This is a genomic window from Sporosarcina sp. resist (assembly GCF_014302295.1).
GTDB classification, from domain to species: domain Bacteria; phylum Bacillota; class Bacilli; order Bacillales_A; family Planococcaceae; genus Sporosarcina; species Sporosarcina psychrophila.
On the sequence record NZ_CP060287.1, the window covers coordinates 2,861,567 to 2,886,050 of the forward strand.

Below are 24,484 nucleotides of genomic sequence, written 5' to 3' on the forward strand. Positions count from 1 at the left end.
ATTTCATCCAACAAGAATAGCACGCAAATTAATGCGTGCTATTGCAGTTCCTTGTACGCTTCTTCGACAAGATTGTCGAATGAAACATCGTCAAATGATGTCAAAGCATGATCTTCCGAAGTCAGGTGGAATAGAAACTCAATATTCCCTTCCCCGCCAGTGACAGGAGAATATGAAATTCCGCGAAGACTGAAACCTTCTTGTATAGATGCATCAGCGATTTTTCTTAAAACTTCAAGATGAATGGATTTTTCCCGGACAACACCTTTTTTCCCTACTTTTCCTTTTCCAGCCTCAAATTGAGGCTTTACAAGGACCATGACGTCGCCACCGTCTGCAAGAATGCGTTTTAAAGCAGGTAGGATAAGCGTCAATGAGATGAAGGATACGTCTATTGTTGCAAATTGAGGTATGCCCTCGGTGAAAAGTTCTGGTGTAGCGTGTCTAAAGTTTGTTCTTTCCATTACAGTTACGCGCGGATCCTGACGTATTTTCCATGCCAGCTGATTGTACCCTACATCAAGCGCGTAGCAATGTGACGCACCATTTTGAAGGGCACAATCTGTGAAACCGCCCGTTGACGACCCGATATCCAACACAATTTTGCCGTTAACGTCAGCATCAAACTGCTCAAGCGCTTTTTCGAGCTTCAGGCCACCCCGACTGACATACTTCAGTTTCGAACCTTTGACTACAAGAGGTGCATCCGCAAAAATTTTTTCGCCTGGTTTATCGAGCCTTGTTTCAGCGGTAAAGATGATGCCCGCCATAATGGAGCGCTTTGCTTGTTCCCTTGTTTCAAAGAGACCACGCGCGACCAGAAGGACATCTACCCGCTCTTTCGGTATACGATTTGTCATACTTGTTCCCTTTCCACTGCTTGCATTTTAATAAATGATTCCATATTCTCAACTAGATGACCTGCAGTCATACCGATTTCTGCAAGTAGTTCGTCAACATTCCCATGTTCAATGAACTGATCTGGAATGCCCATCCGTCTAATTGGGGCAACGTTCTGAAGTGTGTCATGTGCATATTCAAGTACAGCACTGCCGAAACCGCCAGCAAGAACCGCCTCTTCAACTGTTATAATCGGCATTCCTGTTGCGAAAATTGTATCTAACATTGCCGTATCAAGTGGCTTGATGAATCTTGCATTTATGACTTTTACATGAATCCCTTTAGCAAATAATATGTTGGCGGCTTCCAATGCCATCGGAATTGTTGTTCCAAATGTCAAGATGACGCCATCATGGCCTTCACGTAGTACTTCCCATGAGCCAATCGGGATTGGACGTAATGTTTCATCCATAGTTACCCCGAGTCCATTTCCTCTTGGATAACGCATTACTATAGGTCCTTCATCATAATCAATAGCCGTTTTCACCATATGCTGACCTTCGTTTTCATCTTTCGGCATCATAATAACCAGATTTGGCATGTGCCTTAAGAATGCAATATCGAAGACGCCCTGATGCGTTTCACCATCTGCGCCAACCAGCCCAGCACGGTCAATACCGATAAAGACGTTTAGGTTTTGTCTAGAGATATCATGAAGCATCTGATCGTAAGCTCGTTGCATAAATGTCGAATAAATTGCTAAGAACGGTTTCATCCCTTGCGTCGCAAGACCTGCTGCCATCGTCGTTGCATGCTGTTCAGCAATACCGACATCAAAGAATCGATCCGGGAATTCCGCTGCAAATGATTCTAATTTCGAACCGACAGGCATTGCCGGCGTTATTGCGACGATACGTCTATCAACTCGAGCAAGCTTTTGAACCGTACCTGCAACAAGTCCACTCCATGAAGGTGCCACTGAAGAAGATTTGACGAAATCACCTGTCTCGATTTTATAAGGTCCTGTGCCATGCCATGTACCGATTTTATCGTCTTCGGCCGGGCTATATCCCTTGCCTTTTTTCGTAATAACATGAAGCAAGACAGGTCCATCCATTTTCTTGGCGTATTGAATATTGCGTTCAAGATCATTGAAATCATGCCCGTCGATTGGTCCAAGATATGTGAAGCCAAGTTCTTCGAAAAAGACACCCGAAACGAGAAGATATTTCAAACTATCTTTCACACGCTCCGCAGCAGCAGCAAGTTTACCGCCAACCGCCGGAATTTTTTTCAATATATATTCAAGTTCATCTTTTGCACTATTATATTTACCGGCAGTTCTTAACTTTCCAAGGACTGCATGAAGCGCACCGACATTTGGAGCAATTGACATCTCATTGTCATTCAAAATGACAATCATGTTGGTTTTTGCATGACCGATATGATTAAGTGCTTCAAGTGCCATACCACCTGTTAGCGCACCGTCTCCGATGACCGGTATTACATAGTTCGAATCTCCCTTGACATCTCGTGCAGCCGCCATTCCCATAGCCGCAGAAAGAGAGGTAGAACTGTGACCTGTTTCCCAGACGTCATGATCGCTTTCAATCATTTTGGGGAATCCGCATAAGCCTTTGAATTGCCTAAGCGTATCGAAATCACCAGCACGACCTGTTAAAATTTTATGGACATATGCCTGGTGGCCGACATCCCAAATGATTTTATCATCAGGACTATCAAAATGACGATGCAAAGCAATTGTCAATTCAACTACTCCAAGATTAGGCCCTATATGACCACCAGTAACTGATAACTTTCCAATAAGAAATTTCCGAATTTCTTCTGCTAATTCCACCATCTGATCCCTATTGAGTTTTTTAATAAAAGATGGATTAGTAATTTCTGTGAGTTCCATCATTATCACACACCTTCACATATTAATTGCCACGGATAATTCTGAACTGCATACATTATATCAATAAGGACGATCAGCACAACAATTTAGTTCGCTTTACGACTCTCGTTCGACGATATAATCCGCGAATAACCCTAGAAGCGGATGCTCCGCTTCCAAAAAAGCAAGAGATTCTCTTGCGGATTGGTGATGTTCTGCCAGACGTGCCATTGCACCCTCTAGACCAAGCAGTGATGGGTACGTGGACTTCTCACTTAACGCATCGCTTCCTGCAGTCTTTCCAAGTTCTTCAGTCGTAGACGTGATATCTAAAATATCGTCCTGTATTTGAAATGCGAGTCCAATATGGTAAGCAAAGTCTTTCAACTTTGCAGACTTTTCTTCATCTAAACCGGCTAATATGGCACCAGCACCAATACAAAATGACAATAAAGCCCCTGTTTTATTTACATGTATTGTTTCAAGCTCCGATAAAGACACGCTTTTTGTCTCGCCTTCAATATCAAGCATTTGTCCGCCGACCATTCCTGTCGCTCCAGAAGCGTCCGATAGTAAACGGATGATTCGAATAGTGTCTTGTGCGGATGTATCTGATAAGTGAGTTAAACTTCCAAATGCCAGCGTCTGTAGAGCATCTCCTGCAAGTACAGCAACCCCTTCCCCATACACGATATGGTTCGTCGGTTTACCGCGCCTAAAATTATCATCATCCATACATGGCAAATCATCGTGAATGAGGGAATACGTGTGCAGCAATTCAGCAGCACAAGCTACCGTCAAAGCATCTTTAGATTCCACGCCAAGATCTTCGAGTGTGGCTAGAACGAGGAGAGGTCGGATCCTTTTTCCACCGGCATTGATTGAATAGGCCATCGAGGATTTCAATGTTTCAGATACATTCGTAGCCGCAAGCAAGCTATTCAATTTGGCATCGATAATAGGTAATTTTTTTGTGATAAATTGTTGTAATTCCTTATGCATTCGACTCAGAACCTTTCGCCGGATCAAATTCTGCCTTATTGCCATCTTTGTCGATAATGGAAATGAGCTGTTTTTCAGCATCCTGTAATTTCCCGTGGCAATAAGCGGATAGTTCCATCCCTTTTTTGTAAAGTGTAATTGCATCCTCAAGTGGTACGTCCCCTGTTTCAAGCTTTTGGACAACTTCCTCTAAGTTAAGCATCGCTTCTTCAAAGCGGATTGGCTCTTTTCCCAATTAAATTTCCTCCCCTTCATGCAATGTAATCTTTTGGACCATCGCTTCTACGGTTCCATCTTGCAAGCGTATTTGAATGTTTCCACCAACCTCAAGCGATTTGGTAGAATTAGCAACTTCGTTGTTCTGATAAACAATCGAATAGCCGCGCTCCATAATAGTAAGTGGGTTAAGTGCCTTTAGCATACGAACAGATGCATGGAAACGATCACTTTGTATGCGAACGTCTTGATGAACTCCCCTAGTCAAACGTTCCGTGAGTGCCACTATATTCTTGTGACCTTCTTTGATTCGCTGTTCAGGTGAGAAAGTGGACAGCATACTATTTAACCTTTGGTATTGGGATAGCCGGTGGCCTGTAATATCTTGTCCGCTTCGTAAGAGTCTGCCCTCAAGTCCAATCAATCTATCAGTGAACGGACGATAAAGACGCTCGGGAAATTGAAGTGGATAGGATGTTTGTAAGCTTATAAGATGTTTGCGTTCATTTTTTATCTGATTGGAAAGTGAATTATAAATAGCACGTTTCCGGTCCAATAGCCTTTCAAACAACTCGTCACGTGCAGGAACGGCCATTTCAGCTGCAGCTGTCGGAGTAGGTGCCCTTCTGTCCGAGACAAAATCGGCAATTGTCGTGTCGGTTTCATGCCCGACAGCGCTGATAACCGGAAGTCGGCAAGAAAAGATTGCTCGTGCTACCGACTCTTCATTGAACGCCCACAGGTCTTCTATAGAACCCCCGCCGCGTCCAACGATGAGAACATCGATGGAACCATATGTATCTGCCTGTTCAATTGATTTGACAATGGAAGGTGCTGCTTGCGGTCCCTGAACAATCGCAGGAAACAAAATGATTTCTGCAAGTGGATAACGTCTTTCAATTGTTGAACAGATATCTTGAATTGCGGCACCTGATTGCGCCGTAACTACACCGATTTTAGTTGGAAACAAAGGTAGCGGTCTTTTCCAACGCGCATCGAACAATCCTTCTTTCCCCAGACTCTCTTTCAATTGTTCAAACGCGAGATAAAGCGCACCGATACCATCAGGTTGCATTGATTGGACATATAATTGATAGTTTCCGCTCGTTTCAAAAACTGTTACATCGCCTGTAATCAGTACGTTCATGCCATTTTCAGGCTTGAATTTAAGACTTGATGCGCTAGAACGGAACATCGCTGACTGGATCCTACTTTTTTCATCTTTCAAGGTGAAGTATATATGTCCGCTCGGATGACTTTTAACGTTCGACAGTTCCCCTTTAACAAATACATTACGTAAATGGGGATCTGCATCGAACTTCCGTTTAATGTATTTCGTTAATGCTTGTACAGACAAGTGTGGGTGTCCGGCCAACAGTCCCGCCTCCCGTTTCTTGACGTATAGAAACGCTGTCTTTTCAATGAAAAACAGCGTCCGTCCGGTTTTTTATAGTTGTTGTGAACATCTTCCCTCTGCAGAAGCCTGTTCTGCACTATGAAGTGTGTTTTTCAGTAACATCGTAATTGTCATCGGACCTACCCCACCTGGAACCGGTGTAATAGCTGAAGCTTTCGTTTTTGCCGATTCGAAATCGACGTCTCCGCATAATTTACCATTTTCATCGCGGTTCATACCAACATCTATAACGACAGCACCTTCTTTAATGTGCTCATCTGTGATGAACTTTGTCTTGCCTATTGCGACAATGAGAATATCAGCCTGTTTCGTAAATGAAGCTAAATCCTTGGTTTTAGAATGACAGTATGTGACTGTCGCATCGCGCTGTAAAAGCAATTGACCCATCGGTTTTCCGACAATGTTACTGCGTCCAACGATAACAGCATGCTTACCGCTGATTTCAGTATCTGTTCGTTCGAGGAGTTTGATGATACCGTATGGCGTGCATGATAGAAATGCTTTTTGACCAATAATCATTTTCCCAACATTTTCAGGATGGAATCCATCTACATCTTTTGTCGGGTCAATTGCACTGATGACTAGGTTTTCGTCAATATGGTCGGGTAACGGAAGCTGAACCAGAATACCATGAATTGAATCATCATTATTCAGCCGTGTGACATGATCGAGTAACTCCTTTTCGGATACTGTGACTGGAAGTTCAATCAGTTCCGATTTCATGCCCACTTCCGAACTTGATTTCTGCTTGTTCCTAACATATGTACGGGAAGCCTGATTCTCACCAACCAGAACGACCGCAAGCCCCGGCTGACAACCGTGCTCTTTCAAAGCAGTTACTCTTTCCTTGATTTCGTCTCTGATCTCTTGCCCGATTACTTTTCCATCAATCAGTTTTCCAGTCATCATGATACCTCCAAATGGTTTCAATTATTTTTCTTCAAACTTGGATAGTACACCGTTCACAAAACGGCCTGATTTTTCATCGCCGAATATTTTACATAGCTCGATTGCCTCATTCAAGACTACTCTATGTGGTACTTCCTCATTGAACAGCAATTCATAAACTGCGATTCTCAAAACAGTCCGCTCAATTTTCGGAAGTCGGTCCAATGACCAGTGTTCCAGTTTTCCTGTGAGGACCTCATCTATTGCTTCTTTATTTTGCACAGTTCCCCGTACAAGCTGTTCATAAAAACGATTTGCTGGTTCTTCAACAATGTAGTTAATTGCTTCATCTACACTCAATTCTGTATTATCAAGTTGAAAAAGGGTTTGTACTGCTTTTTCACGTGCTTCTCTTCGTTTCATCTTCTTATTCTCCTCCACTACCATATCTCTAGGGCATTATCATAGCATAAACAGGTTGCCGGATACAGTAAGACAAGTTGAAAAGCATCATCCGGCTGGACGATGCTTTTCAGATCATTCCGTTTCCGCTCCAGCCTCAAACTGGATCCCTGTAATATGGACATTGACTTCTTTCGTTTCAAGGGAAGTCATGTGGAAAATTGCATGACGAATTTGCTTTTGGATATCCACGGCAATGGCAGGTACAGAATAGCCGTATTCGACAACGCAATATACGTCAATCGTCAGACCCTCTTCAGACCATTCCGTTTTGACCCCTTTCCCATGGTTCACTTTACCGAACTTTTCCGCAACTCCAGTGGCAAAGTTTCCTCTTGTATTCGCGACGCCTTTTACTTCCGTCGTCGCAATTCCGATAATCACTTCAAGAACTTCGGGAGCAAGCTGGACACGTCCGAGCTCACCATCCCCCGCCGGAGCCATCCCGACGAATGTTGGAATTGTTTTATCAGTCATTCCAAGTCCCCTCCCTTTCAGTTCATAACCGTGTATCTTTCAAGAAATTTCGTATCGAAATCTCCTGATTTGAAGACTTCATTATCCATAAGCTTCAAGTGGAACGGGATAGTTGTTTCGACACCCTCAATGATAAATTCATCAAGTGCACGTTTCATCCTAGCTACCGCTTCTTCCCTTGTATCTGCATGAACAATTAGTTTCGCAACCATCGAATCGTAAAACGGCGGGATTGAATAGCCCGTATACATGGCAGAATCTACCCGAACACCAAAGCCGCCTGGAGGCATGTACATAGTTACTTTCCCCGGTGAAGGCATAAAGTTTTTCGACGGATTTTCTGCGTTGATGCGGCATTCGATTGACCAACCATTGATTTTAATATCTTCTTGGCGATAGGCAAGTTTTTCACCTGACGCAATTTTCAGTTGCTGTTGAACCAAATCAATTCCTGTAATCATCTCTGTAATCGTGTGTTCTACTTGGATTCGCGTATTCATTTCCATGAAGTAGAATTTTTGATTGATATGATCGAAAATGAATTCAACTGTTCCAGCACCCTCGTAATTGACAGCTTCTGCCGCTTTGACCGCCGCGTCGCCTACTGCTAATCTCAGTTCAGGTGTCAGAGCTGGTGATGGCCCTTCTTCAACAAGCTTTTGCATTCTGCGCTGAATCGAACAATCACGTTCTCCTAAATGAATTGTATTACCATATTTATCAGCAAGTATTTGAACTTCGATATGGCGGAACACTTCAATAAACTTCTCAATGTAGACGCCAGGATTGCCGAATGCAGCAGCAGCCTCTTTTTGAGTGATTTTGATTCCATTGATTAACTCTTCAGCATCCCTTGCAACACGAATACCTTTACCACCGCCGCCTGCTGTAGCTTTGATGATAACTGGAAAACCGATTTCTTCAGCGATTCGGAGACCATCTTGTTCATCAGCAACGATTCCAGTAGAACCTGGAACAATTGGCACACCTGCTTCTCGCATTGTTTCACGCGCTACGTCTTTCGTACCCATCCGTGAAATATTGTCCGCAGTAGGTCCAATAAATTCAATGTTAACCTCTTCACATAGTTCGGCGAAACTCGCATTTTCCGCTAGGAAACCATATCCCGGATGAATTCCATCGCAACCAGTTAGTTTTGCAACACTGATGATATTTGAAAAATTTAGGTAGCTGTCTTTAGATAATTTTGGACCGACGCAATAAGCTTCATCTGCTAATTCGACATGAAGAGCTTCCTGATCAGCTTCTGAATAAACCGCGACTGTTTTCATACCAAGTTCTTTACAAGCCCTGATAATACGTACGGCAATTTCACCGCGATTAGCTATTAAAACCTTCTTCATTTTTCATTCCTCCTTAATTAGCTCTTACAAGGAAGAGAGGTTGTCCGTATTCAACGAGCTGACCGTCTTTTACGAGAATCTCAACGATTTCCCCTGAAACTTCCGCTTCAATTTCATTGAATAGCTTCATTGCTTCTACGATGCACACGATAGCTTCCGATTTCACGCTATCACCTTTTTGTACATAAGCTGGTACATCAGGGGACGATGCTGAATAGAATGTTCCAACCATCGGTGATGTAATTTTGTGCAGCGATGGATCTTCCACTTGTACTTCAACAACGGGTACAACTGGTGTTACCTGTTGAGGAGCAATTACTTCTTCTGTTCTCTGAACTTGCTCAGCAGACACTCCCTGTTGAACAGATTGTTCTTGTTCGACAACTGTTGTAGCTACTGCAGCTTGTGCCGCACTACCTTTTTTTAATACGAGTTTTGCACCATCTGATTCATAAGTGAATTTTTCAATTGAAGATTGATCAATTAGTTTAATAATTTCACGGATTTCTTGAATTTTTAGCATGATCGATTCTCCTGACTCCATTATAATTATGTTCTTTAACTATTTTAGCTGTTTTCGTCCCATATTGAAATAGATAATGGTTATTTACATTAAAGTTTGCTGTTAAAGAACAAAAGCATAGGCGTATGTTTAGCTCCGATATGTAGGAGGGATGAAGTTCAGTCTCAGCCGGAAGGTCTGTAGGCAAAGGCCTAAAGTGACAGAGGAAGGCAGTTTAATTCCGCGACATCCTGTTGCAATAGCTGCATGACCCACGTCGTGTGGGCCAAGGGATAGGCGCTGGAGTCTAGACGTAAAATCTCTACGTTACAACTTCTCCACAGTACGAGATTTTATTATCTCCTATATAATAAAAAAAAGACCCTATCTAGGGCCTTCATTTTCCATATTCATTCCATGTCACCAGTAAAAGTAATATTCACTGCTTTTGCGTCTTTCCAGCTCGTCATGACGTAATGAGTAATCTCTTCCGCCATTTTAGATGAATGGCCTTCGTTGGAAAGGACAGTAATTTTCACTGCACCGTCTTCATTGTAGACGAATGCTTCAGGATATCCCATTGCTTTAATTTGTAATTCCATTAGCGCCTCAGCCGATTCGCGTTTAGTCAGCTGACCCATCTCTTCGTACACCTTGTTTTTTTCTTCGGCTGTATCAGACGTTAATATTTTAGACAACAATTGCTCCCCAATTTTGCTTCGTTCATCACGGATCTGCATTCGCATTTCTTCGAACACAACTGCTTCTGCGAAGACTGGTTGTGTTTTTTCTGCATCATTCGAATTTTCGACCAGTTGTACAGCGCTTTCTGAGTCTTTAAAAATGTTGATCCCATCGAACGGCATTGGTGATTTTTCCTTGATGTAATAGATGGAAATGACTGCAACTAGACTGAGCAATGTTAAAAACCATACTGTTCTTTTATTCGTTCTCATTAGTGTTCCCCCTATTATTCATTTTAGCGATGACAATTCGATGTTCGGGCAGCTGGAGGACGGTTGACAGGATCTTCGATAGTTCGTTTTGAATTTTGAAGTCTTCCGCACCTTCCGCAACGACAAGAACGCCTTGTAGCTCACTTCCCTTTTTAGCCGATGCAGTGGACGTTGAAAAGTAATCGGTTAGCTGATTAGTAGACTCCCTATTTTCATAATGGAAATATAACGAAATTTCCCCGATCCCTTCAATTTTCATCAGCGCCTCTTGTAGTGCTGCAAATTCCCCGCTCTCCTCCCTCTTTCCCTTCTCCCCCCCGATGACCCCAAGACTAGAATTGATGAAAATGATGACCAGGAGAACAATCGTCCCGAGGAGGATCGTATGGGTTTTCCTTGTTGGTTTGTGCATATTATCACCATTTCCACTCATTGTGCCGCTTGTACGACCTGTCATCAATGAATCATTTTATGCAGTTTCATAGAAGGCTATGACCAAAAATCTTGAAGAATGATTGAATCATCCAAATGCCCATAGCGAGTTTAACAATTGGCAGGAAATTTTCTTCTGTTTCATTTGGAAATAACAACAGAATTGTTGAAGCCAAAAGGGTGATAAGAAGAACACCTATTAAAAAAGACTCCATTCCACGCCTCATTTCATCGTAGTAATCAACTTCACAAGGATTATTGAAAAAAGTGCAGTATAGATAAACGCAAAAGCTATTAAAAAAGAAACAGCACATAACACAAATAACGTTCTACCAATATCGTCCAAAATTCCAGTGATATCTTCATTCGCAAATGGTTCAATGAGTGCTGCGGTCCATCTGTAGAAAAACGCGGTAAGGAGTGTTTTAAACGATGGAATGAGTGCAACAGTCCAAATTGCCGATATAAGCCAACCTCCAGCGAAAACACTCGCCCCCGACGAATAGCGACCCATCGTTCCCATGCTTTCGGTCATAAATGAACCAATAAGGGGGACGTTTTGACGTATCAGCTCTTTAATAGGTTCGCTCGCTAGCCCAGTGAGCGCCCAAGTCATCGTGCCTCCCACGGTTATAAAAATGGAGTAAGCTGCAACGACGGCCGAAACCGTTCCCAGAAGGGTCGTCCGAATTAAATCTGCCATTTTAGTAAACGGAACGGCCGGTAGTATCCTAGATACAAGATCTAAGATAAGTGCAGCTGTTAAAAGTGGTATCAGTACTTTCTCCGTGAGGACAATTGCACCATTTGCAAATAACAGCATTGCAGGCTGAAAGTTCAGCATACTGAATGCTCCACCCGCAGCAACCATGCTGGCAGTCAATATCGGATAAATAGAAATGAACATCATCGATATCGAGTTTGCAATATCACGAATGAGAGTTAGATGTTCAAATGCGGGTTGCAATACAACCGTTACAACAATAAATATCAAAATCATCCTCGTCCATTTTGCAAACGATGGGAACAAAAAATCTACCAACAATGCCATAAAAGTTGCAATGATGATAATGACAAAGCTTGACAATACGGTTCCGAGTATCGATTCTAAAAAAGAAATCATGGATGCCCCGCCTGTTCATTTTGTAATGAGTTTTGAAAGGATTTCGATTAATGCGGACGTCTGCTGCATCCACAAAGTCAGTATGACAATTTTTACAGCGAAATGAGCTACTGCGGCAAGTGAGCCGTATCCTGCCTCTTCGATATGTTTTGCGATGAGCTCAGAGACATAAAACAGAATGGCACTGCCGATTAATAATTTTGCAAATGGATCTGGTAATGGTTCAAACAAAGCGACAAAATATTTCCCGAACGGAAAGACGATTGTATTAAGCAGGTGGAAGAGAAAATAGAAAAAAATAGATGCATACAAAATTGGCTGCAGTTTAGGTACAGTAAATGAAATGAGGAGGAGAATAAGGAAGACAACAATTAACTGAATTAAGGTTAACATCAGACTGACATCGACAACCACTGGAAAAACTCCGTGATTTCAGTGAAGAAAATCTTCAGGAAGCGGAGCATTTCAGCAGTGATATAGATATAAGCGATGAAAAAAAGAAAAAAGGAAAACTCTTTCCTGCCAGTTTGTTCGAAAAAGATATGCAGAAAACCGATGACTAATCCGATACCGGCAACGCGTAGCAAATCATTTAGTTCCATCCGGTATTCCCCCCATTACACTATCCTATGTGCAGTGGACCTGTCATATGCAAAAAACACCTTGCATCCCAATTAGGAACGCAAGGTGTTTTTTTAGTTTTAACAAAGTAAGTTGGCAAAAAGAACGATTCTTCCTTATGCGCGAGAAACGTATTCAGATTCCACTGTGTTGATGATAAGTTTATCTCCGATGTTAACGAAGAATGGCACTTGTACAACAACGCCAGTTTCCATTTTAGCTGGTTTAGAACCACCGCTTGCTGTATCGCCTTTAATACCCGGCTCAGTTTCTGCAACTTCAAGAACAACTGTTACAGGTAGTTCAACACCAAGTACTTCATCTTTAAACAAGATAACATGAACTTCCATATTTTCTTTTAGGAACTTCAATTCGTCTTCAATCTGCTTCTCTGGAAGTTCAATCTGTTCGTACGATTCGTTATCCATAAAGACATGCTCGTCTCCATTTGCATACAAATATTGCATGCGGCGGTTATCAATTTGTGCTTTCGCAACTTTTTCTCCAGCACGGAACGTTTTTTCATTGACGTTGCCTGAACGTAAGTTGCGCAGTTTCGAACGAACGAACGCCGCGCCTTTACCTGGTTTAACGTGTTGGAAATCCATTACGCGCCAAATATCCCCGTCAAATTCGATTGTTAATCCTGTTTTAAAGTCGTTTACTGAAATCAAGATGATTCCTCCAATTGATAATAGATTATAAGATAAGTAGTTCTTTTGTTGAATGTGTTAAACGTTCGTTACCATTTTGCGTCATAATGATATCGTCCTCGATACGGACACCGCCGATTCCAGGCAGATAGATACCTGGCTCAACTGTGACAACCATATTTGGCTCAAGTACCGTTCCAGAACGGAAAGATAATGCCGGTCCTTCGTGTACTTCAAGACCGATACCATGTCCCGTTGAATGACCAAATGCTTCACCGTAGCCTTTAGATTTGATGTAATCGCGTGCAATTGCATCCGCTTCTATTCCTGTCATACCCGGTTTAATCTCTTTTAAAGCAAGTTCTTGTGCTGCAAGAGTCACTGCGTAAATCTCTTTCAGTTTATCAGAAGGTTCACCGACAGCGACAGTACGCGTAATGTCAGAAATATACCCTTCATACAATGCGCCGAAATCGAGCGTAACAAGATCTCCTGATTCGATTACTTTGTCCGTTGCAACTCCGTGTGGAAGTGCTCCGCGTAAACCAGATGCCACGATAATTGAGAAGGAAGATGAAGTTGCCCCTTGTTTACGCATCGCAAACTCAAGTTCATTTGAGACTTCTAATTCCGTCACGCCCGGCTTGATAAATGTACAAATATGCGTGAATGCATCATCTGCAATTTTAGCTGCTTTTTTCAAAATAGCTAGCTCATCTTCTGTTTTCACCATACGCAGTTTTTCGACGAGTCCCGAAACAGGTTTTAGCTCCGCTTCGACTTTTCCATTATATAGTTCGTAAAGACCAAATGACATATCATCTTTTTCAAAACCGATTGTCCGAAGCTTCATGTTTTTCGCTTGCTCGGCCACTTCTTCAATGATGGTAGTCGTATGCTGAACGATGCGGAAGCCATTGATTTCTCGTTCCGCCTGTTCAGTATAACGGAAATCTGTAATGAACACTGCATCGTCAGACGAGATAAGAGCAAGTCCTGCTGTCCCCGTGAAGCCAGTCATATAACGACGGTTGTACGAGTTCGTAACGAGTAGTGCATCAATGCCATTTTCTGTTAACAGTTCACGTAGTTTTGTCAATTTCACAGTTTCATACCCCTTTTCCCCGGAGAAGGAAAGCGTGGAAGGCGAGTTCATATCCGTCCGTGCCGAATCCAGCTAACTGGCCGATACAGACTGGCGCAATAACGGATGTCTCTCTGAACGGTTCACGGCTATGTATGTTCGAAATATGGATTTCGATGACAGGTACATCAACAGACGCGACAGCATCACGCAGAGCGATACTATAATGCGTAAACGCACCTGGATTGAAGACAATACCATCCAAGCCAGCGTCTTCTGCTTCATGGATTCGGTCGATTAAAGCACCCTCCCAGTTAGATTGGAAGAATGATAGTTCAACACCATGTAACAAAGCCACTTTGTCTAATTTACGTTCAACGTCTTCCAATGTTTCTGCGCCATAAATACCCGGCTCTCTCTTTCCGAGCCTGTTAAGATTGGGTCCGTTCAGAATTAGTAACTTCATCGCCACACCATTCCCCTCACCGTTGTCTATCCCATTTTATCATATCGTTCTTTTGTAGCAACTCATTTTACACTTTCATCCGAAAGTTTCTTCATAAAAACGGCCGTACCAGTAATAAACCTGAAAACTATAGCCATAACGGCAAAATATGGGAGTGATATGGATTTTATAGCTTCTAAAGGCGTTTTCGGTGAGCCAATCGTCCATTCGACTGCAAAAACAACGATAATTCCGATGATTAAGGCTGTAATAGATGGAGGAATTGACGTTGTGAATGAAACCGCAAAATAAACAATAATATATAACAATACTAGCGCTACAAAAAGCAAAGCCCATTTAATTGTGAAATGTGCCGAAGCGAACAACTGCCACTTTTTTGCCCAGCCAACAGGCGACCAGCTTATAAAATTAAATGACTGCAAAAATTTAAGTGCTATTGTGGTGAAAAAGGCGCCAATTAGCGCGGTCCATATTAATGTTTTATTAATCATGAAAATCCCTCCTATACAAAGTGTCGGGAGGTTCAGAACATTTTAAACATCATTGTGGAGTGTATGGCTGTTTTTTAGTATAATGAATTATAGGATTTAGTTGATATAAAAGAAAGCGTGGGTAAATGTATGGGAAAAGAACAACAACCTCCCGCTTACGGGGGACAAGCACTTGTCGAAGGGGTAATGTTCGGCGGTAAAAATCATACTGTGGCGGCAATTAGACGGAAGGACGATACAATCGATTACTTCCATCTGCCTAAAGAAAAGAATAGTGTCCGGATGAAACTGAAAAAAATCCCATTTGTTCGGGGGATAGTTGCATTAATCGAATCCGCTAGCGTCGGATCGCGGCATTTAACATTTTCAAGCGAACGGTACGATGTAATGCCGGGAGAAGAAATAGAAAAGGAAGAAGAGACTTCAAAATTAGCGATGGTTCTTGGTGTCGCTGCGGTCGGAGTATTATCTCTGCTTTTCGGGAAATTTGTTTTCACACTTATCCCAGTTTTTCTTGCACAAGCATTGCAGTTTGTTGCTCCCGGGAAAACTGCCCAAATTTTACTTGAAAGTTTGTTCAAACTTATTTTGTTACTGACGTATGTTTCCCTCATCTCGATGACTCCCCTTATTAAACGGGTATTCCAATATCACGGGGCTGAGCATAAAGTAATCAACGCTTATGAAAACAAATTGCCCATGACAGTCGAAAATGTTCAGGCACAGTCAAGACTTCATTTCCGTTGCGGCAGTAGTTTCATGCTATTCACTGTAATTGTTGGGATGTTTGTCTACTTCCTCGTGCCGACCGACCCATTTTGGTTACGCATTGTGAACCGGATTCTTCTTATTCCGGTTGTGCTTGGTATTTCTTTCGAGGTTTTACAATTAACAAACTCACTTCGTAACGTTCCAGTACTGAAATATTTAGGTTATCCTGGATTGTGGCTTCAGTTATTGACGACAAAAGATCCGGATGACAAGCAAGTAGAAGTTGCAATTGCTTCATTCGAAAGATTGTTAGAGATTGAAGAGCATGGCGCTGTGGCTATGGAAGTTGTAACGAAGAGCGATTCTGAAACAGAAACAGAAACTGTTCCTGTAACTTAAGAAAAGCGGAAGCTGCCAATTATGGCTACTTCCGCTTTTTCATTTAATTAGGTATTATTTCTTAAATGTCCAGTCGTCATTTGCATATTTAGTACGTTCAATTTCGAAGACATATTGGAGCTGTTGCTCTGTTAATTCCATAGGTTCCAGTTCCATATCGAGCGCTAATTCAAATCCTTTTGAAAACGCGTCCGCACATTCGCTAACCGTCACTGGACGGTCAACCAATCTATCGATCGCTACCGCTTTCTCAGGCAAGCTTGTACGCATTTGTTCACGCTGCACTTCTGACTTGAATGTAAAAAGGGAAACGAGCTTATCAACATCCAGACTTAGAAGTATCGCACCGTGCTGCAAAATGACACCTTTCTGTCTCGTCTGCGCACTGCCAGCCACTTTCTTTCCTTCAACAACAAGTTCATACCAACTAGGCGCATCAAAACACACGGCGCTTTTTGGTTTTTTTAAATCATCGCTCTGTTGCGCCGTTTGGGGCACTGAAAATGTTGCATCCAGCCCAAGATTACGGAACCCTTCAAGCACACCACCCGAAATAACGCGGTATGCTTCCGTAACCGTTTCAGGCATATTCGGATAACTTTCACTGACAATTACGCTGTATGTAAGTTCATGTTCATGGAGAACGCCTCTTCCTCCAGTAGGTCGCCTGACGAAACCAAGCCCATGTTTTTTCACTTCATCCAAATTTATTTCTTTTTCAACACTTTGAAAATAACCAATCGACAGTGTCGCCGGCTCCCATTCATAAAATCGAAGCACTGGACCAATTTCCCCTTTACTATGCCATTCCAGCAATGCTTCGTCGAGCGCCATGTTGAACGAAGCGCGGCATTTCCCTGAATTAATGAAGTGCCAAACCTTTTTCCCCATCCGAATTCCCCCCTTCACAACGACTATCATTTTAACATTCCCATCAACACTTAGGCTATCTATTTTCATCATCTAAGATCAAAACACCATCCGTCATGTTATATACCTTGTCACAATAGCCAACTAAACGTGTATCATGCGTGACCACAATAGTCGTAGTGTTCTTATTCTTAGTTTCATTTTTCAACAGTTCCATCACTTCATAGGCACGATCTGAGTCTAGGGAAGCCGTTGGTTCATCAGCTAAAATAATAGATGGATTACTATAAAGTGCTTTGGCAATTGCCACTCGCTGACGTTCACCACCGGACAAATCAGCTGGATATTTAGAACGCAAGTCGCCAATTCCCAAGTCTTCATAGAGTTCTTCGAGTTGTTTTTTTGTCATATTGTCTTTTTTCACTTGATCCAACAGTTTTAATTGATTTGCGACAGTTAGGAATGGGACAAGATTAGACGCCTGTAAAATGAATCCAATTTCCTTCAGCCGAATTTTTGACCGTTCCTTTTCATTTAAATCCGCAAGATTCTTATCGTTAATTATTACATCTCCTGAAGTAGGCGTAAGAAGCCCGCCCACAATCGTAAGGAATGTGCTTTTGCCCGAACCTGAAGGACCGATAATTGCGATAAGTTCTCCTCTTTCTGCAATGAAGTCAGTTGCCTTCATTGCTTCAACTTGTTTATGACCGCTGCCAAATGTTTTTTTCACTTGAATTAATTCTAAAACTGCCATCATTTATCCTCCTATCGCTTTCAATGGATCGATTCGCACAATTGTAAGGACCGAGAACAATGCGCCCAATATCGCAACGGCAATCAGAATCAGTCCATAGATGAGCATACTTACAAGGTCAAATGCAACAGGCACCGCACTTGGTAAAAATGCTCCCGTAATTAACGCGAATCCAAAACCTATGGCTACACCAATTGCCGACAATAGGAATGTCTGTGCAACGACTGAGCGAGACAGATACCTATTCGAGATGCCTTGTGCTTTCATAACACCAAACATACTTATCTTCTGGACTGTCAATACGTACAAGAATATTGCTACGATGACCGCCGAAATAACAAACAAGAAATAGATCATGAAATTCAACGTCAAATTCTGTTCTGTATAACCAGGTAAACTCCGTATGAAAGTTTCAATCTCAATAGCTTCGAGTGAATCATCCCGAATGAGACCTGAAGTATCCCCAGTTCGGACAACAATTCCATTTATGCTTTCCTTATTCGCCTCAGCCGCTTCTCCAAACTTGACCCGTTGGAAAGTGGTAAGGTCACTATAAAGTACTGGAGCTGCATTAAATCGCGCTTTGTCTGTGAATCCGACAATTGTTAAAACTTCATCGGAGGAAGATAGTTGCAATTCATCGCCTACTTTAAATCCGTCTTCCTTTAATGCATCACTCGCGACCACTTCGTTACTGCCTGCAAATACTTCACCTTCCGTAACCTTTGGCATTATGAATTCATCTTTATTTATCCCGAAAATAGAGACGTTGCTCTTCTGATCTCCATTTCCTGCGATAGCATTTATTTGACCAATTACAGCAATTTCCTTTGTATCGATATTATCCACATCAGCCAGTTTAAGAGATGATTGATTCATACTTTTGTCTGATTCCTCAGTCAAAATGATTGATGTCGCTTCCCATTTGTCGACGGATTCTCGATTCATATTTTCCAAGCCATTTGCGAGACCTGATAGAAAGAATACTAAATATGAAACGAGCATTAATATTCCTATGATTAATGTAAATCGCAATTTATTCTTTTTAATTTCATTCCAAGCTAAAAACATTGTCTCACATCCATTCTTTTTATATAGTAATATACCATAAATCGGCTTACACTTCGTTTCATACAATTTTACAAGTTCTATATCCTATGAGGAAGACTAATCTAGTCTAACTTGTTTCTCTATTTAGGATATGTATACGGATTAACCGACAGCATCGATAGTCGTAATTTAGCTTGTTCGGACAGTAACACTTCTTCCATAATACTGTTTCTATATGCATATTGCAGATTTAAACCCTATCCCGTAACCTTTTCCCCTTTGAATAGTCAGAGCGTAAACAACTATTTCCTTTAAAAAGGATTCCAATTTATTATAAATAAACGAAAAATTAGCCCTAAAAAATGAGCACACCGATATTCACCTTAGGGGCACGAGTGCAATCGACTATGCAACTAAGAATTTTTTTGGGGGCAATCCTAGTGATCAAAAATAGGGCACCGGCTTGTTTAGCCGGCACCCTCTATTCATAATTCAATCATTTGCGGTTCTTCACCATTGTTATTCATTAAGCGTATTGAATCGGGTAAAACTTTCAAAATGATGAGATTCGGATCTTCTGGACCACTAAACCATGATGCCATATGCTTATTCCAAACCTTCTCTTTAAAGCTTTCATCGTCTGAAATAGTGACAGTCCCTTCAATTTCTAGATAGTCATCTCCAATACCTTTTCCATCGTAACCGATTAATATGTGCGTATATGGATTTTTTTCAAGTTCATCCACTTTCTGCGTTTTTTTCGATGTTGCGGTGTAGAGTATAAATTCATCACTGAAAAACGTCATGTATCTTGTATGGGGCTTATTCTGTTGAATAGTCGCCATCGTACCCACGAAGCTTTCTTTTAGGATTTTCAGTGCTGTTTTTTTTGCATTCATAATGATCTACTCCCTTTTTTCAACATTATTGTAGTTTGCCTCACTAATTAAGAAGCTAAACACGGTTTGCGTACATGGAAAAATTTAAAAGGAATGATGGCATGATTTTAACAAAGACAGGATTGAAAAATGCTATTTTATACGGATTACTCTCCGGTTTAGTTTTAGCAACATTTTTGAAAGGCGTTGAACTAATTACTCACTTAACAGTTTACACACTGTTATTAAACGTCGATTATATTCCTTATATCAACACGTTCGCTTTTCCAGAACTAATTGAAGTAGGTTTTCACCTACTCGTCTCAATCGCTTTAGCAATTTGTTTGTATCTGTTGTTTGTTCACCTAAAAATATCTTCCCGAAAGCAAATCATAGTTACGGCTACTACTGTCTGCCTCATTATCGGTATTGCCCTTTTTCCTACAACAACCTTTTCAGACAAAACACCAGACTTCAGGAGTTTTCCTTCTTTTTCATACTGGATGGCTGGGCATATTATTTATGGTTATATATTAGGTTATTTACTAGCTAAGTCGAAGGACAACTAAGTACCTTACTCACTCCGCTCTCTTCTAGTGAAAAAGTATCTTGCCACTTTTACTTCCTGCGATAACACCACATGACCGAAATCCAAATTATAAAAGGAGGGATTAACCAGTAAAAGTTCAAACTTTTGATCATAATGGCTTTTTAACCGACATCAAAAAAGAGCTTGCCCATTGAACAAGTGCTGTTCAATCTTTATAATGAAAAGGTAGAGAGAAAGGGGAAAGTTGTTTTGAATTATATATTTTTAGGAGCCGTCGCTCTCATCGTAATCATTTATTTCGTTGTGACGATGCTACGTCTGCGTAAAGCCGTTACAAACTTGACGCAGGAGCAATTTATCGAAGGGTATCGGAAAGCACAACTGATTGATGTACGTGAGGCAAAAGATTATGATGCCGGTCATATTTTAGGTGCGCGCAATATCCCTTATTCTCAGTTCCGTCAACGGTTTAAAGAGATCCGTTCAGACAAGCCCGTTTATTTGTACGATCAAAATGGCGGAAAAAGTGCACGTGGAGCATTATTCTTAAAGAAAAAAGACTATCAACAACTGTTTCACCTGCAAGGCGGTTTCCGTCAATGGACAGGTAAAGTGAAAAGTAAATAAAACAGAAACTTCTTCCTTCATTGGAAAACGTTCGTAAGTGTGTAAGTTTATTGGAATTTAAAAAGATGATATTCCGTTCGTATTCGAACGATATATCATCTTTTTGTTTAGAGTTTCTTGCTCTGATTTCGAAGAAAGCTATAATTGTGAACAAGATTCCCAAAGTTAAAAAGAGATCACATTAACGTTCAAATAAATTCTTACTTCCTGCATTTCTACCTTGAGTAAAATGTAAAACAACTACTAATATTAATGCTAACGCGGGATAAATCATCAATAATCTGACTGCAATCGCCTGTGATTGTTCAGTCATAGAAAACACAAGCATAAAGTTAGAGTAAACAAAAAAAATCAAAAAGAAGAGCCCGCTTATCAAAATTACTTCCGTAACTTTTTCACAATAATTCTTGCTGATCAATAAATATAATAGAAATGGTACCACACATAAAAGAGTAAGTAATAAGTAATTCAGATTGGTTAGTCCACCATCTAATAAAAAATTCCCTAATAGAAGTCGTAAGACGATGGCTGATCCGTAAACTACTAGAAAAACGCCTACAATACACAGTACAAATAAAGTCCTTTTTGACTGTTTTATCTTCCCCACTCCTTTTCTTTAATTATATGTAGTAAAGAAAAGTAAAATCACTTCCATAATGCGAATTGAATATGATCGGACAAAAAGAGAAACCAATGGATTTATAATTGATTTCTCTTTTTCCTAACGAACCAAGCTACGTTTCCTAACCTCCACTAATTATTACAGTACCAATTCAGCATTACCCTCGGGATATAAAGAGAATTCAAACAAAAATTGTTCCAATGTGATCATATCCTTCTCCATTCAAAGTTACTCCTAAAAATGACAAAAAAGCATGCAGAGAAATAAATTACTTTCTCTGCATGCTTTGCTTTTTCACTAGCGACTAATTACAAACTTATGCTTTTGTATAACGAAGTACAGGGAAACGTGCCGCTTTCGTTTCATCAAGACGATTGATAACAGTTGTATGCGGTGCGTTTTGTACGATTTCCGGGTTTTCTTCCACTTCTTTCGCAATTTGAATAAGTGCATCACAGAATGCATCGAGTGTTTCTTTCGATTCTGTTTCTGTAGGCTCAATCATCATGCCTTCCTCAACGTTAAGTGGGAAGTAAATTGTAGGCGGGTGATAGCCAAAGTCAAGCAGTCGCTTCGCCATATCCAGCGTACGCACGCCCAGTTTCTTCTGACGGCGACCCGACAGAACAAATTCATGTTTACAATGACGGTTATATGGCAAATCGAAATGTGGCTCCAATCTGCGCATCATGTAGTTCGCATTCAATACGGCATATTCCGTAACAGCTTTCAGGCCATCTGGCCCCATTGAACGAATATACGTGTATGCACGCAGATAGATACCGAAGTTACCGTAGAACGGTTTAACACGACCAATCGATTGTGGTAAATTGTATTCAAATGTGTAAACTTCATCTTTTTTCACAAGGACTGGTTTCGGCAGGAATGGAATAAGATCCTTCTTCACGCCAACCGGACCTGAACCTGGTCCACCGCCACCATGTGGTCCTGTGAATGTTTTGTGCAAGTTTAAGTGAACAGCATCGAAGCCCATATCGCCAGGGCGTGCTTTAGACATAACCGCATTCAAGTTTGCGCCGTCATAATAAAGTTTTCCGCCAGCAGCATGAACGATCTCAGCCATTTCAAGAATTTCTTCTTCAAAAAGACCAAGTGTATTCGGATTCGTCAGCATAAGCGCCGCCGTGTCATCCCCTACATGTCGTTTCAGGTCCTCAAGATCTACAAGTCCGTCTTCACCTGATTTGACTGTAATCGTGTCGAAACCAGCAACTGTAGCTGATGCCGGGTTTGTACCGTGTGCAGAATCGGGAACAAGTACTTTTGTACGTTTGAAGTCGCCGTTAGCTTCATGGAAAGCCCGAATCATCATCAATGCTGTCCACTCGCCGTGCGCTCCTGCCGCCGGCTGAAGTGTCACTTCATCCATTCCTGTAATTTCTACAAGATGCTCTTGCAGGTCATATAAAACCTCTAGTGCACCTTGAACAGTCGACTCTTCTTGCAATGGATGAATATTCGCGAATCCAGGATAACGTGCAACGGATTCGTTGATTTTCGGATTATATTTCATCGTACATGATCCAAGTGGATAAAATCCTGAATCGATACCATGGTTACGATTGGAAAGTGCAGTGTAATGACGCATAATGTCAAGTTCAGAAACTTCCGGAAGTTCAGCAGCTTCCTCGCGTACAAATCCCTTTGGTAATAGATTGGAAAGGTCAAGTTCAGGGACATCAAGTTCAGGAAGACTATAACCTATCCGTCCTTCTCTAGTAAGTTCGAAAATTAACGCCTGGTTATCTTTATGCATGAAGGGCCTCCATTTCCTGCACAAGTGCATCGATTTCTTCTTTCGTACGCTGTTCTGTAACGGCGATTAGTGCATGGTTAGCAAATTCAGGATACGTCAGGCCTAAGTCATAACCACCGATAATCCCTTTTGTAAATAGGTTTGCATTTACTTCTTTTACAGACCGTTTGCAATCAACGACGATTTCGTTGAAATGTGATCCACTAAATTTAACGTCGAAGCCAGCTTTTTCAAAGGTTTCTTTCGCATAGCGTGTTTTAACAATGTTCTGGTAGGCGATTTCTTGTGCGCCTATTTTACCGAGCGCAGTCATCGCTACAGAAGCAGCAAGTGCGTTCAACGCTTGGTTTGAACAGATATTAGACGTCGCTTTATCACGGCGGATATGTTGTTCACGTGCTTGAAGTGTCAACACGTAGCCACGACGGCCTTCATCATCAGTTGTTTCTCCAACAAGACGACCTGGAACTTTACGCATCAACTTTTTCGTCACCGCAAAATAACCACAATGTGGTCCGCCAAATGATTCAGGAATACCGAATGGTTGTGCATCACCAACTGTAATGTCGGCACCAAGCTTACCTGGTGGTGTTAGTATGCCAAGTGCAAGCGGATTTGATGAAACAACGAACAGTCCGCCTTTAGCATGTGCAATTTCACCAATTTTTTGAATGTCTTCGATTTGACCAAAGAAATTTGGGTATTGTACAAGGACAGCAGCTGTATCCTCATCCATCATTTCTTCTAGCTTAGCCATATCAGTTACGCCATCTTTTTGTGGAATTGTGACCACTTCGATATACTGCCCAGACGCATAAGAAAGTACAACATCACGCGATTCAGGGTTAACTGTTTCAGAAATAAGAAGTTTTTTACGGCGTGTATGACCTGATGCAAGCGTACCCGCTTCTGCAAGAGCCGTTCCGCCGTCATACATAGATGAGTTTGCAAGATCCATACCTGTCAGTTCACAGATCATTGTCTGGAATTCAAAGATAGCCTGCAATTCACCTTGCGAGATTTCCGGTTGGTAAGGTGTATAAGCCGTATAGAACTCGGATCGTGAAATGACATGGTCGACAATGATCGGCTTGTAATGATCATAGACACCTGCGCCAAGGAATGATGCATATGTACGCGCATCCGCATTTTTCGCTGCAAGTTTTGAAAGTTCTTTTGTCAAAGAAGACTCGGATTTCGCTTTTTTAATATTGTACTCGCCTTTAAATCTAACCTTTTCAGGAATATCTTCAAAAAGTTCATCTACGGAAGTAATTCCGATTGTTTTCATCATTTCATCGCGATCGGTTTCAGTCATTGGAATATAACGATGCTGCATGTCCTCTTAACCC

General features: G+C 41.5%; 29 protein-coding genes. 3 read left to right on the forward strand and 26 right to left on the reverse strand.

Translation table 11 applies throughout. The features are described from left to right. Nucleotides 1-38: 38 nt before the first annotated feature. The 20 genes from H7992_RS13970 to H7992_RS14065 form a co-directional block, all read right to left on the reverse strand. Complete coding sequence (locus H7992_RS13970) at nucleotides 39-860, reverse strand: TlyA family RNA methyltransferase (protein WP_067209882.1); 822 nt, start codon at nucleotides 858-860, stop codon at nucleotides 39-41. After that, the gene (dxs, locus tag H7992_RS13975) at nucleotides 857-2,758 is read right to left on the reverse strand and encodes a 1-deoxy-D-xylulose-5-phosphate synthase (protein ID WP_067213960.1); all 1,902 of its coding nucleotides are present in this window, start codon (nucleotides 2,756-2,758) and stop codon (nucleotides 857-859) included. The genes H7992_RS13970 and dxs overlap by 4 nt, the downstream gene beginning before the upstream one ends. Nucleotides 2,759-2,854: 96 nt before the next feature. Further along, nucleotides 2,855-3,739 (reverse strand): polyprenyl synthetase family protein, encoded by an 885-nt coding sequence (locus tag H7992_RS13980; protein ID WP_187044995.1) that lies wholly within the window; start codon nucleotides 3,737-3,739, stop codon nucleotides 2,855-2,857. Next, the gene (gene xseB, locus H7992_RS13985) at nucleotides 3,732-3,941 is read right to left on the reverse strand and encodes an exodeoxyribonuclease VII small subunit (RefSeq protein ID WP_067213961.1); all 210 of its coding nucleotides are present in this window, start codon (nucleotides 3,939-3,941) and stop codon (nucleotides 3,732-3,734) included. The genes H7992_RS13980 and xseB overlap by 8 nt, the downstream gene beginning before the upstream one ends. Before the next feature lie 33 nt (nucleotides 3,942-3,974). Beyond that, nucleotides 3,975-5,330 (reverse strand): exodeoxyribonuclease VII large subunit, encoded by a 1,356-nt coding sequence (gene xseA, locus H7992_RS13990; protein WP_187044996.1) that lies wholly within the window; start codon nucleotides 5,328-5,330, stop codon nucleotides 3,975-3,977. A 72-nt stretch (nucleotides 5,331-5,402) separates the two neighbouring features. After that, nucleotides 5,403-6,278 carry a bifunctional methylenetetrahydrofolate dehydrogenase/methenyltetrahydrofolate cyclohydrolase FolD gene (folD, locus tag H7992_RS13995; RefSeq protein WP_067209889.1) on the reverse strand — a complete coding sequence of 292 codons (876 nt, stop codon included), beginning with the start codon at nucleotides 6,276-6,278 and terminating at the stop codon, nucleotides 5,403-5,405. Nucleotides 6,279-6,302: 24 nt separating this feature from the next. Then, the gene (gene nusB, locus H7992_RS14000) at nucleotides 6,303-6,683 is read right to left on the reverse strand and encodes a transcription antitermination factor NusB (RefSeq protein WP_067209891.1); all 381 of its coding nucleotides are present in this window, start codon (nucleotides 6,681-6,683) and stop codon (nucleotides 6,303-6,305) included. Nucleotides 6,684-6,797: 114 nt separating this feature from the next. Next, nucleotides 6,798-7,199, reverse strand: a complete 402-nt coding sequence (locus tag H7992_RS14005; protein ID WP_067209894.1) for an Asp23/Gls24 family envelope stress response protein — start codon at nucleotides 7,197-7,199, stop codon at nucleotides 6,798-6,800. Between the two features lie 17 nt (nucleotides 7,200-7,216). Further along, entirely contained in the window at nucleotides 7,217-8,563 is a 1,347-nt protein-coding gene (gene accC, locus H7992_RS14010; RefSeq protein WP_187044997.1) for an acetyl-CoA carboxylase biotin carboxylase subunit, read from the reverse strand. Between the two features lie 13 nt (nucleotides 8,564-8,576). Continuing rightward, nucleotides 8,577-9,086, reverse strand: a complete 510-nt coding sequence (gene accB / locus H7992_RS14015; protein WP_067209900.1) for an acetyl-CoA carboxylase biotin carboxyl carrier protein — start codon at nucleotides 9,084-9,086, stop codon at nucleotides 8,577-8,579. 389 nt (nucleotides 9,087-9,475) lie between these two features. After that, nucleotides 9,476-10,021, reverse strand: coding sequence for a SpoIIIAH-like family protein (locus tag H7992_RS14020; protein ID WP_067209902.1), 546 nt, complete (start codon nucleotides 10,019-10,021; stop codon nucleotides 9,476-9,478). After that, nucleotides 10,008-10,478, reverse strand: a complete 471-nt coding sequence (locus H7992_RS14025; protein WP_187044998.1) for a hypothetical protein — start codon at nucleotides 10,476-10,478, stop codon at nucleotides 10,008-10,010. The genes H7992_RS14020 and H7992_RS14025 overlap by 14 nt, the downstream gene beginning before the upstream one ends. Before the next feature lie 22 nt (nucleotides 10,479-10,500). Continuing rightward, a complete protein-coding gene (locus H7992_RS14030; protein WP_156476043.1) occupies nucleotides 10,501-10,668 on the reverse strand; it encodes a hypothetical protein in 168 nt (55 codons plus the stop codon). Between the two features lie 8 nt (nucleotides 10,669-10,676). Next, on the reverse strand, nucleotides 10,677-11,576 hold the full coding sequence (locus H7992_RS14035) for a stage III sporulation protein AE (protein ID WP_187044999.1): 900 nt from the start codon (nucleotides 11,574-11,576) through the stop codon (nucleotides 10,677-10,679). A gap of 15 nt (nucleotides 11,577-11,591) precedes the next feature. Beyond that, complete coding sequence (locus tag H7992_RS14040; protein WP_156476044.1) at nucleotides 11,592-11,990, reverse strand: SpoIIIAC/SpoIIIAD family protein; 399 nt, start codon at nucleotides 11,988-11,990, stop codon at nucleotides 11,592-11,594. Beyond that, complete coding sequence (locus H7992_RS14045) at nucleotides 11,969-12,178, reverse strand: SpoIIIAC/SpoIIIAD family protein (RefSeq protein WP_067209912.1); 210 nt, start codon at nucleotides 12,176-12,178, stop codon at nucleotides 11,969-11,971. Before H7992_RS14045 ends, H7992_RS14040 begins: the two co-directional genes overlap by 22 nt. 135 nt (nucleotides 12,179-12,313) lie before the next feature. Continuing rightward, the gene (gene efp / locus H7992_RS14050) at nucleotides 12,314-12,871 is read right to left on the reverse strand and encodes an elongation factor P (RefSeq protein ID WP_067209913.1); all 558 of its coding nucleotides are present in this window, start codon (nucleotides 12,869-12,871) and stop codon (nucleotides 12,314-12,316) included. Nucleotides 12,872-12,896: 25 nt separating this feature from the next. Further along, on the reverse strand, nucleotides 12,897-14,006 hold the full coding sequence (locus H7992_RS14055) for a M24 family metallopeptidase (RefSeq protein WP_304626826.1): 1,110 nt from the start codon (nucleotides 14,004-14,006) through the stop codon (nucleotides 12,897-12,899). Then, nucleotides 13,960-14,400 (reverse strand): type II 3-dehydroquinate dehydratase, encoded by a 441-nt coding sequence (gene aroQ / locus H7992_RS14060; protein WP_067209918.1) that lies wholly within the window; start codon nucleotides 14,398-14,400, stop codon nucleotides 13,960-13,962. The genes H7992_RS14055 and aroQ overlap by 47 nt, the downstream gene beginning before the upstream one ends. Nucleotides 14,401-14,462: 62 nt before the next feature. Beyond that, complete coding sequence (locus H7992_RS14065) at nucleotides 14,463-14,891, reverse strand: hypothetical protein (RefSeq protein WP_187045001.1); 429 nt, start codon at nucleotides 14,889-14,891, stop codon at nucleotides 14,463-14,465. 129 nt (nucleotides 14,892-15,020) lie between these two features. Between H7992_RS14065 and H7992_RS14070 the strand changes: the two genes are divergently transcribed. Then, complete coding sequence (locus tag H7992_RS14070; protein WP_187045002.1) at nucleotides 15,021-16,001, forward strand: DUF1385 domain-containing protein; 981 nt, start codon at nucleotides 15,021-15,023, stop codon at nucleotides 15,999-16,001. Between the two features lie 54 nt (nucleotides 16,002-16,055). Here the strand turns inward: H7992_RS14070 and H7992_RS14075 are convergent, their stop codons facing one another. The 4 genes from H7992_RS14075 to H7992_RS14090 all read right to left on the reverse strand — a co-directional run bounded on the left by H7992_RS14075 (nucleotide 16,056) and on the right by H7992_RS14090 (nucleotide 19,577). Continuing rightward, on the reverse strand, nucleotides 16,056-16,892 hold the full coding sequence (locus H7992_RS14075; RefSeq protein ID WP_067209926.1) for a lipoate--protein ligase family protein: 837 nt from the start codon (nucleotides 16,890-16,892) through the stop codon (nucleotides 16,056-16,058). Between the two features lie 55 nt (nucleotides 16,893-16,947). Then, entirely contained in the window at nucleotides 16,948-17,628 is a 681-nt protein-coding gene (locus H7992_RS14080; protein WP_067209928.1) for an ABC transporter ATP-binding protein, read from the reverse strand. Between the two features lie 3 nt (nucleotides 17,629-17,631). After that, complete coding sequence (locus tag H7992_RS14085) at nucleotides 17,632-18,699, reverse strand: ABC transporter permease (RefSeq protein WP_187045003.1); 1,068 nt, start codon at nucleotides 18,697-18,699, stop codon at nucleotides 17,632-17,634. Between the two features lie 464 nt (nucleotides 18,700-19,163). Then, complete coding sequence (locus H7992_RS14090; RefSeq protein WP_187045004.1) at nucleotides 19,164-19,577, reverse strand: pyridoxamine 5'-phosphate oxidase family protein; 414 nt, start codon at nucleotides 19,575-19,577, stop codon at nucleotides 19,164-19,166. A gap of 74 nt (nucleotides 19,578-19,651) precedes the next feature. Between H7992_RS14090 and H7992_RS14095 the strand changes: the two genes are divergently transcribed. Together H7992_RS14095 and H7992_RS14100 are read left to right on the forward strand one after the other, a co-directional pair. Beyond that, nucleotides 19,652-20,125: a hypothetical protein gene (locus H7992_RS14095; RefSeq protein ID WP_156476045.1), complete on the forward strand. Its 474-nt coding sequence runs from the start codon at nucleotides 19,652-19,654 to the stop codon at nucleotides 20,123-20,125. Nucleotides 20,126-20,415: 290 nt separating this feature from the next. Further along, on the forward strand, nucleotides 20,416-20,733 hold the full coding sequence (locus tag H7992_RS14100; RefSeq protein WP_187047903.1) for a rhodanese-like domain-containing protein: 318 nt from the start codon (nucleotides 20,416-20,418) through the stop codon (nucleotides 20,731-20,733). 938 nt (nucleotides 20,734-21,671) lie between these two features. Here the strand turns inward: H7992_RS14100 and gcvPB are convergent. Both gcvPB and gcvPA read right to left on the reverse strand, forming a co-directional pair. Next, nucleotides 21,672-23,132 carry an aminomethyl-transferring glycine dehydrogenase subunit GcvPB gene (gcvPB, locus tag H7992_RS14105; protein ID WP_067209940.1) on the reverse strand — a complete coding sequence of 487 codons (1,461 nt, stop codon included), beginning with the start codon at nucleotides 23,130-23,132 and terminating at the stop codon, nucleotides 21,672-21,674. After that, nucleotides 23,125-24,471: an aminomethyl-transferring glycine dehydrogenase subunit GcvPA gene (gene gcvPA, locus H7992_RS14110; RefSeq protein WP_187045005.1), complete on the reverse strand. Its 1,347-nt coding sequence runs from the start codon at nucleotides 24,469-24,471 to the stop codon at nucleotides 23,125-23,127. The genes gcvPB and gcvPA overlap by 8 nt, the downstream gene beginning before the upstream one ends. Nucleotides 24,472-24,484: the final 13 nt, after the last annotated feature.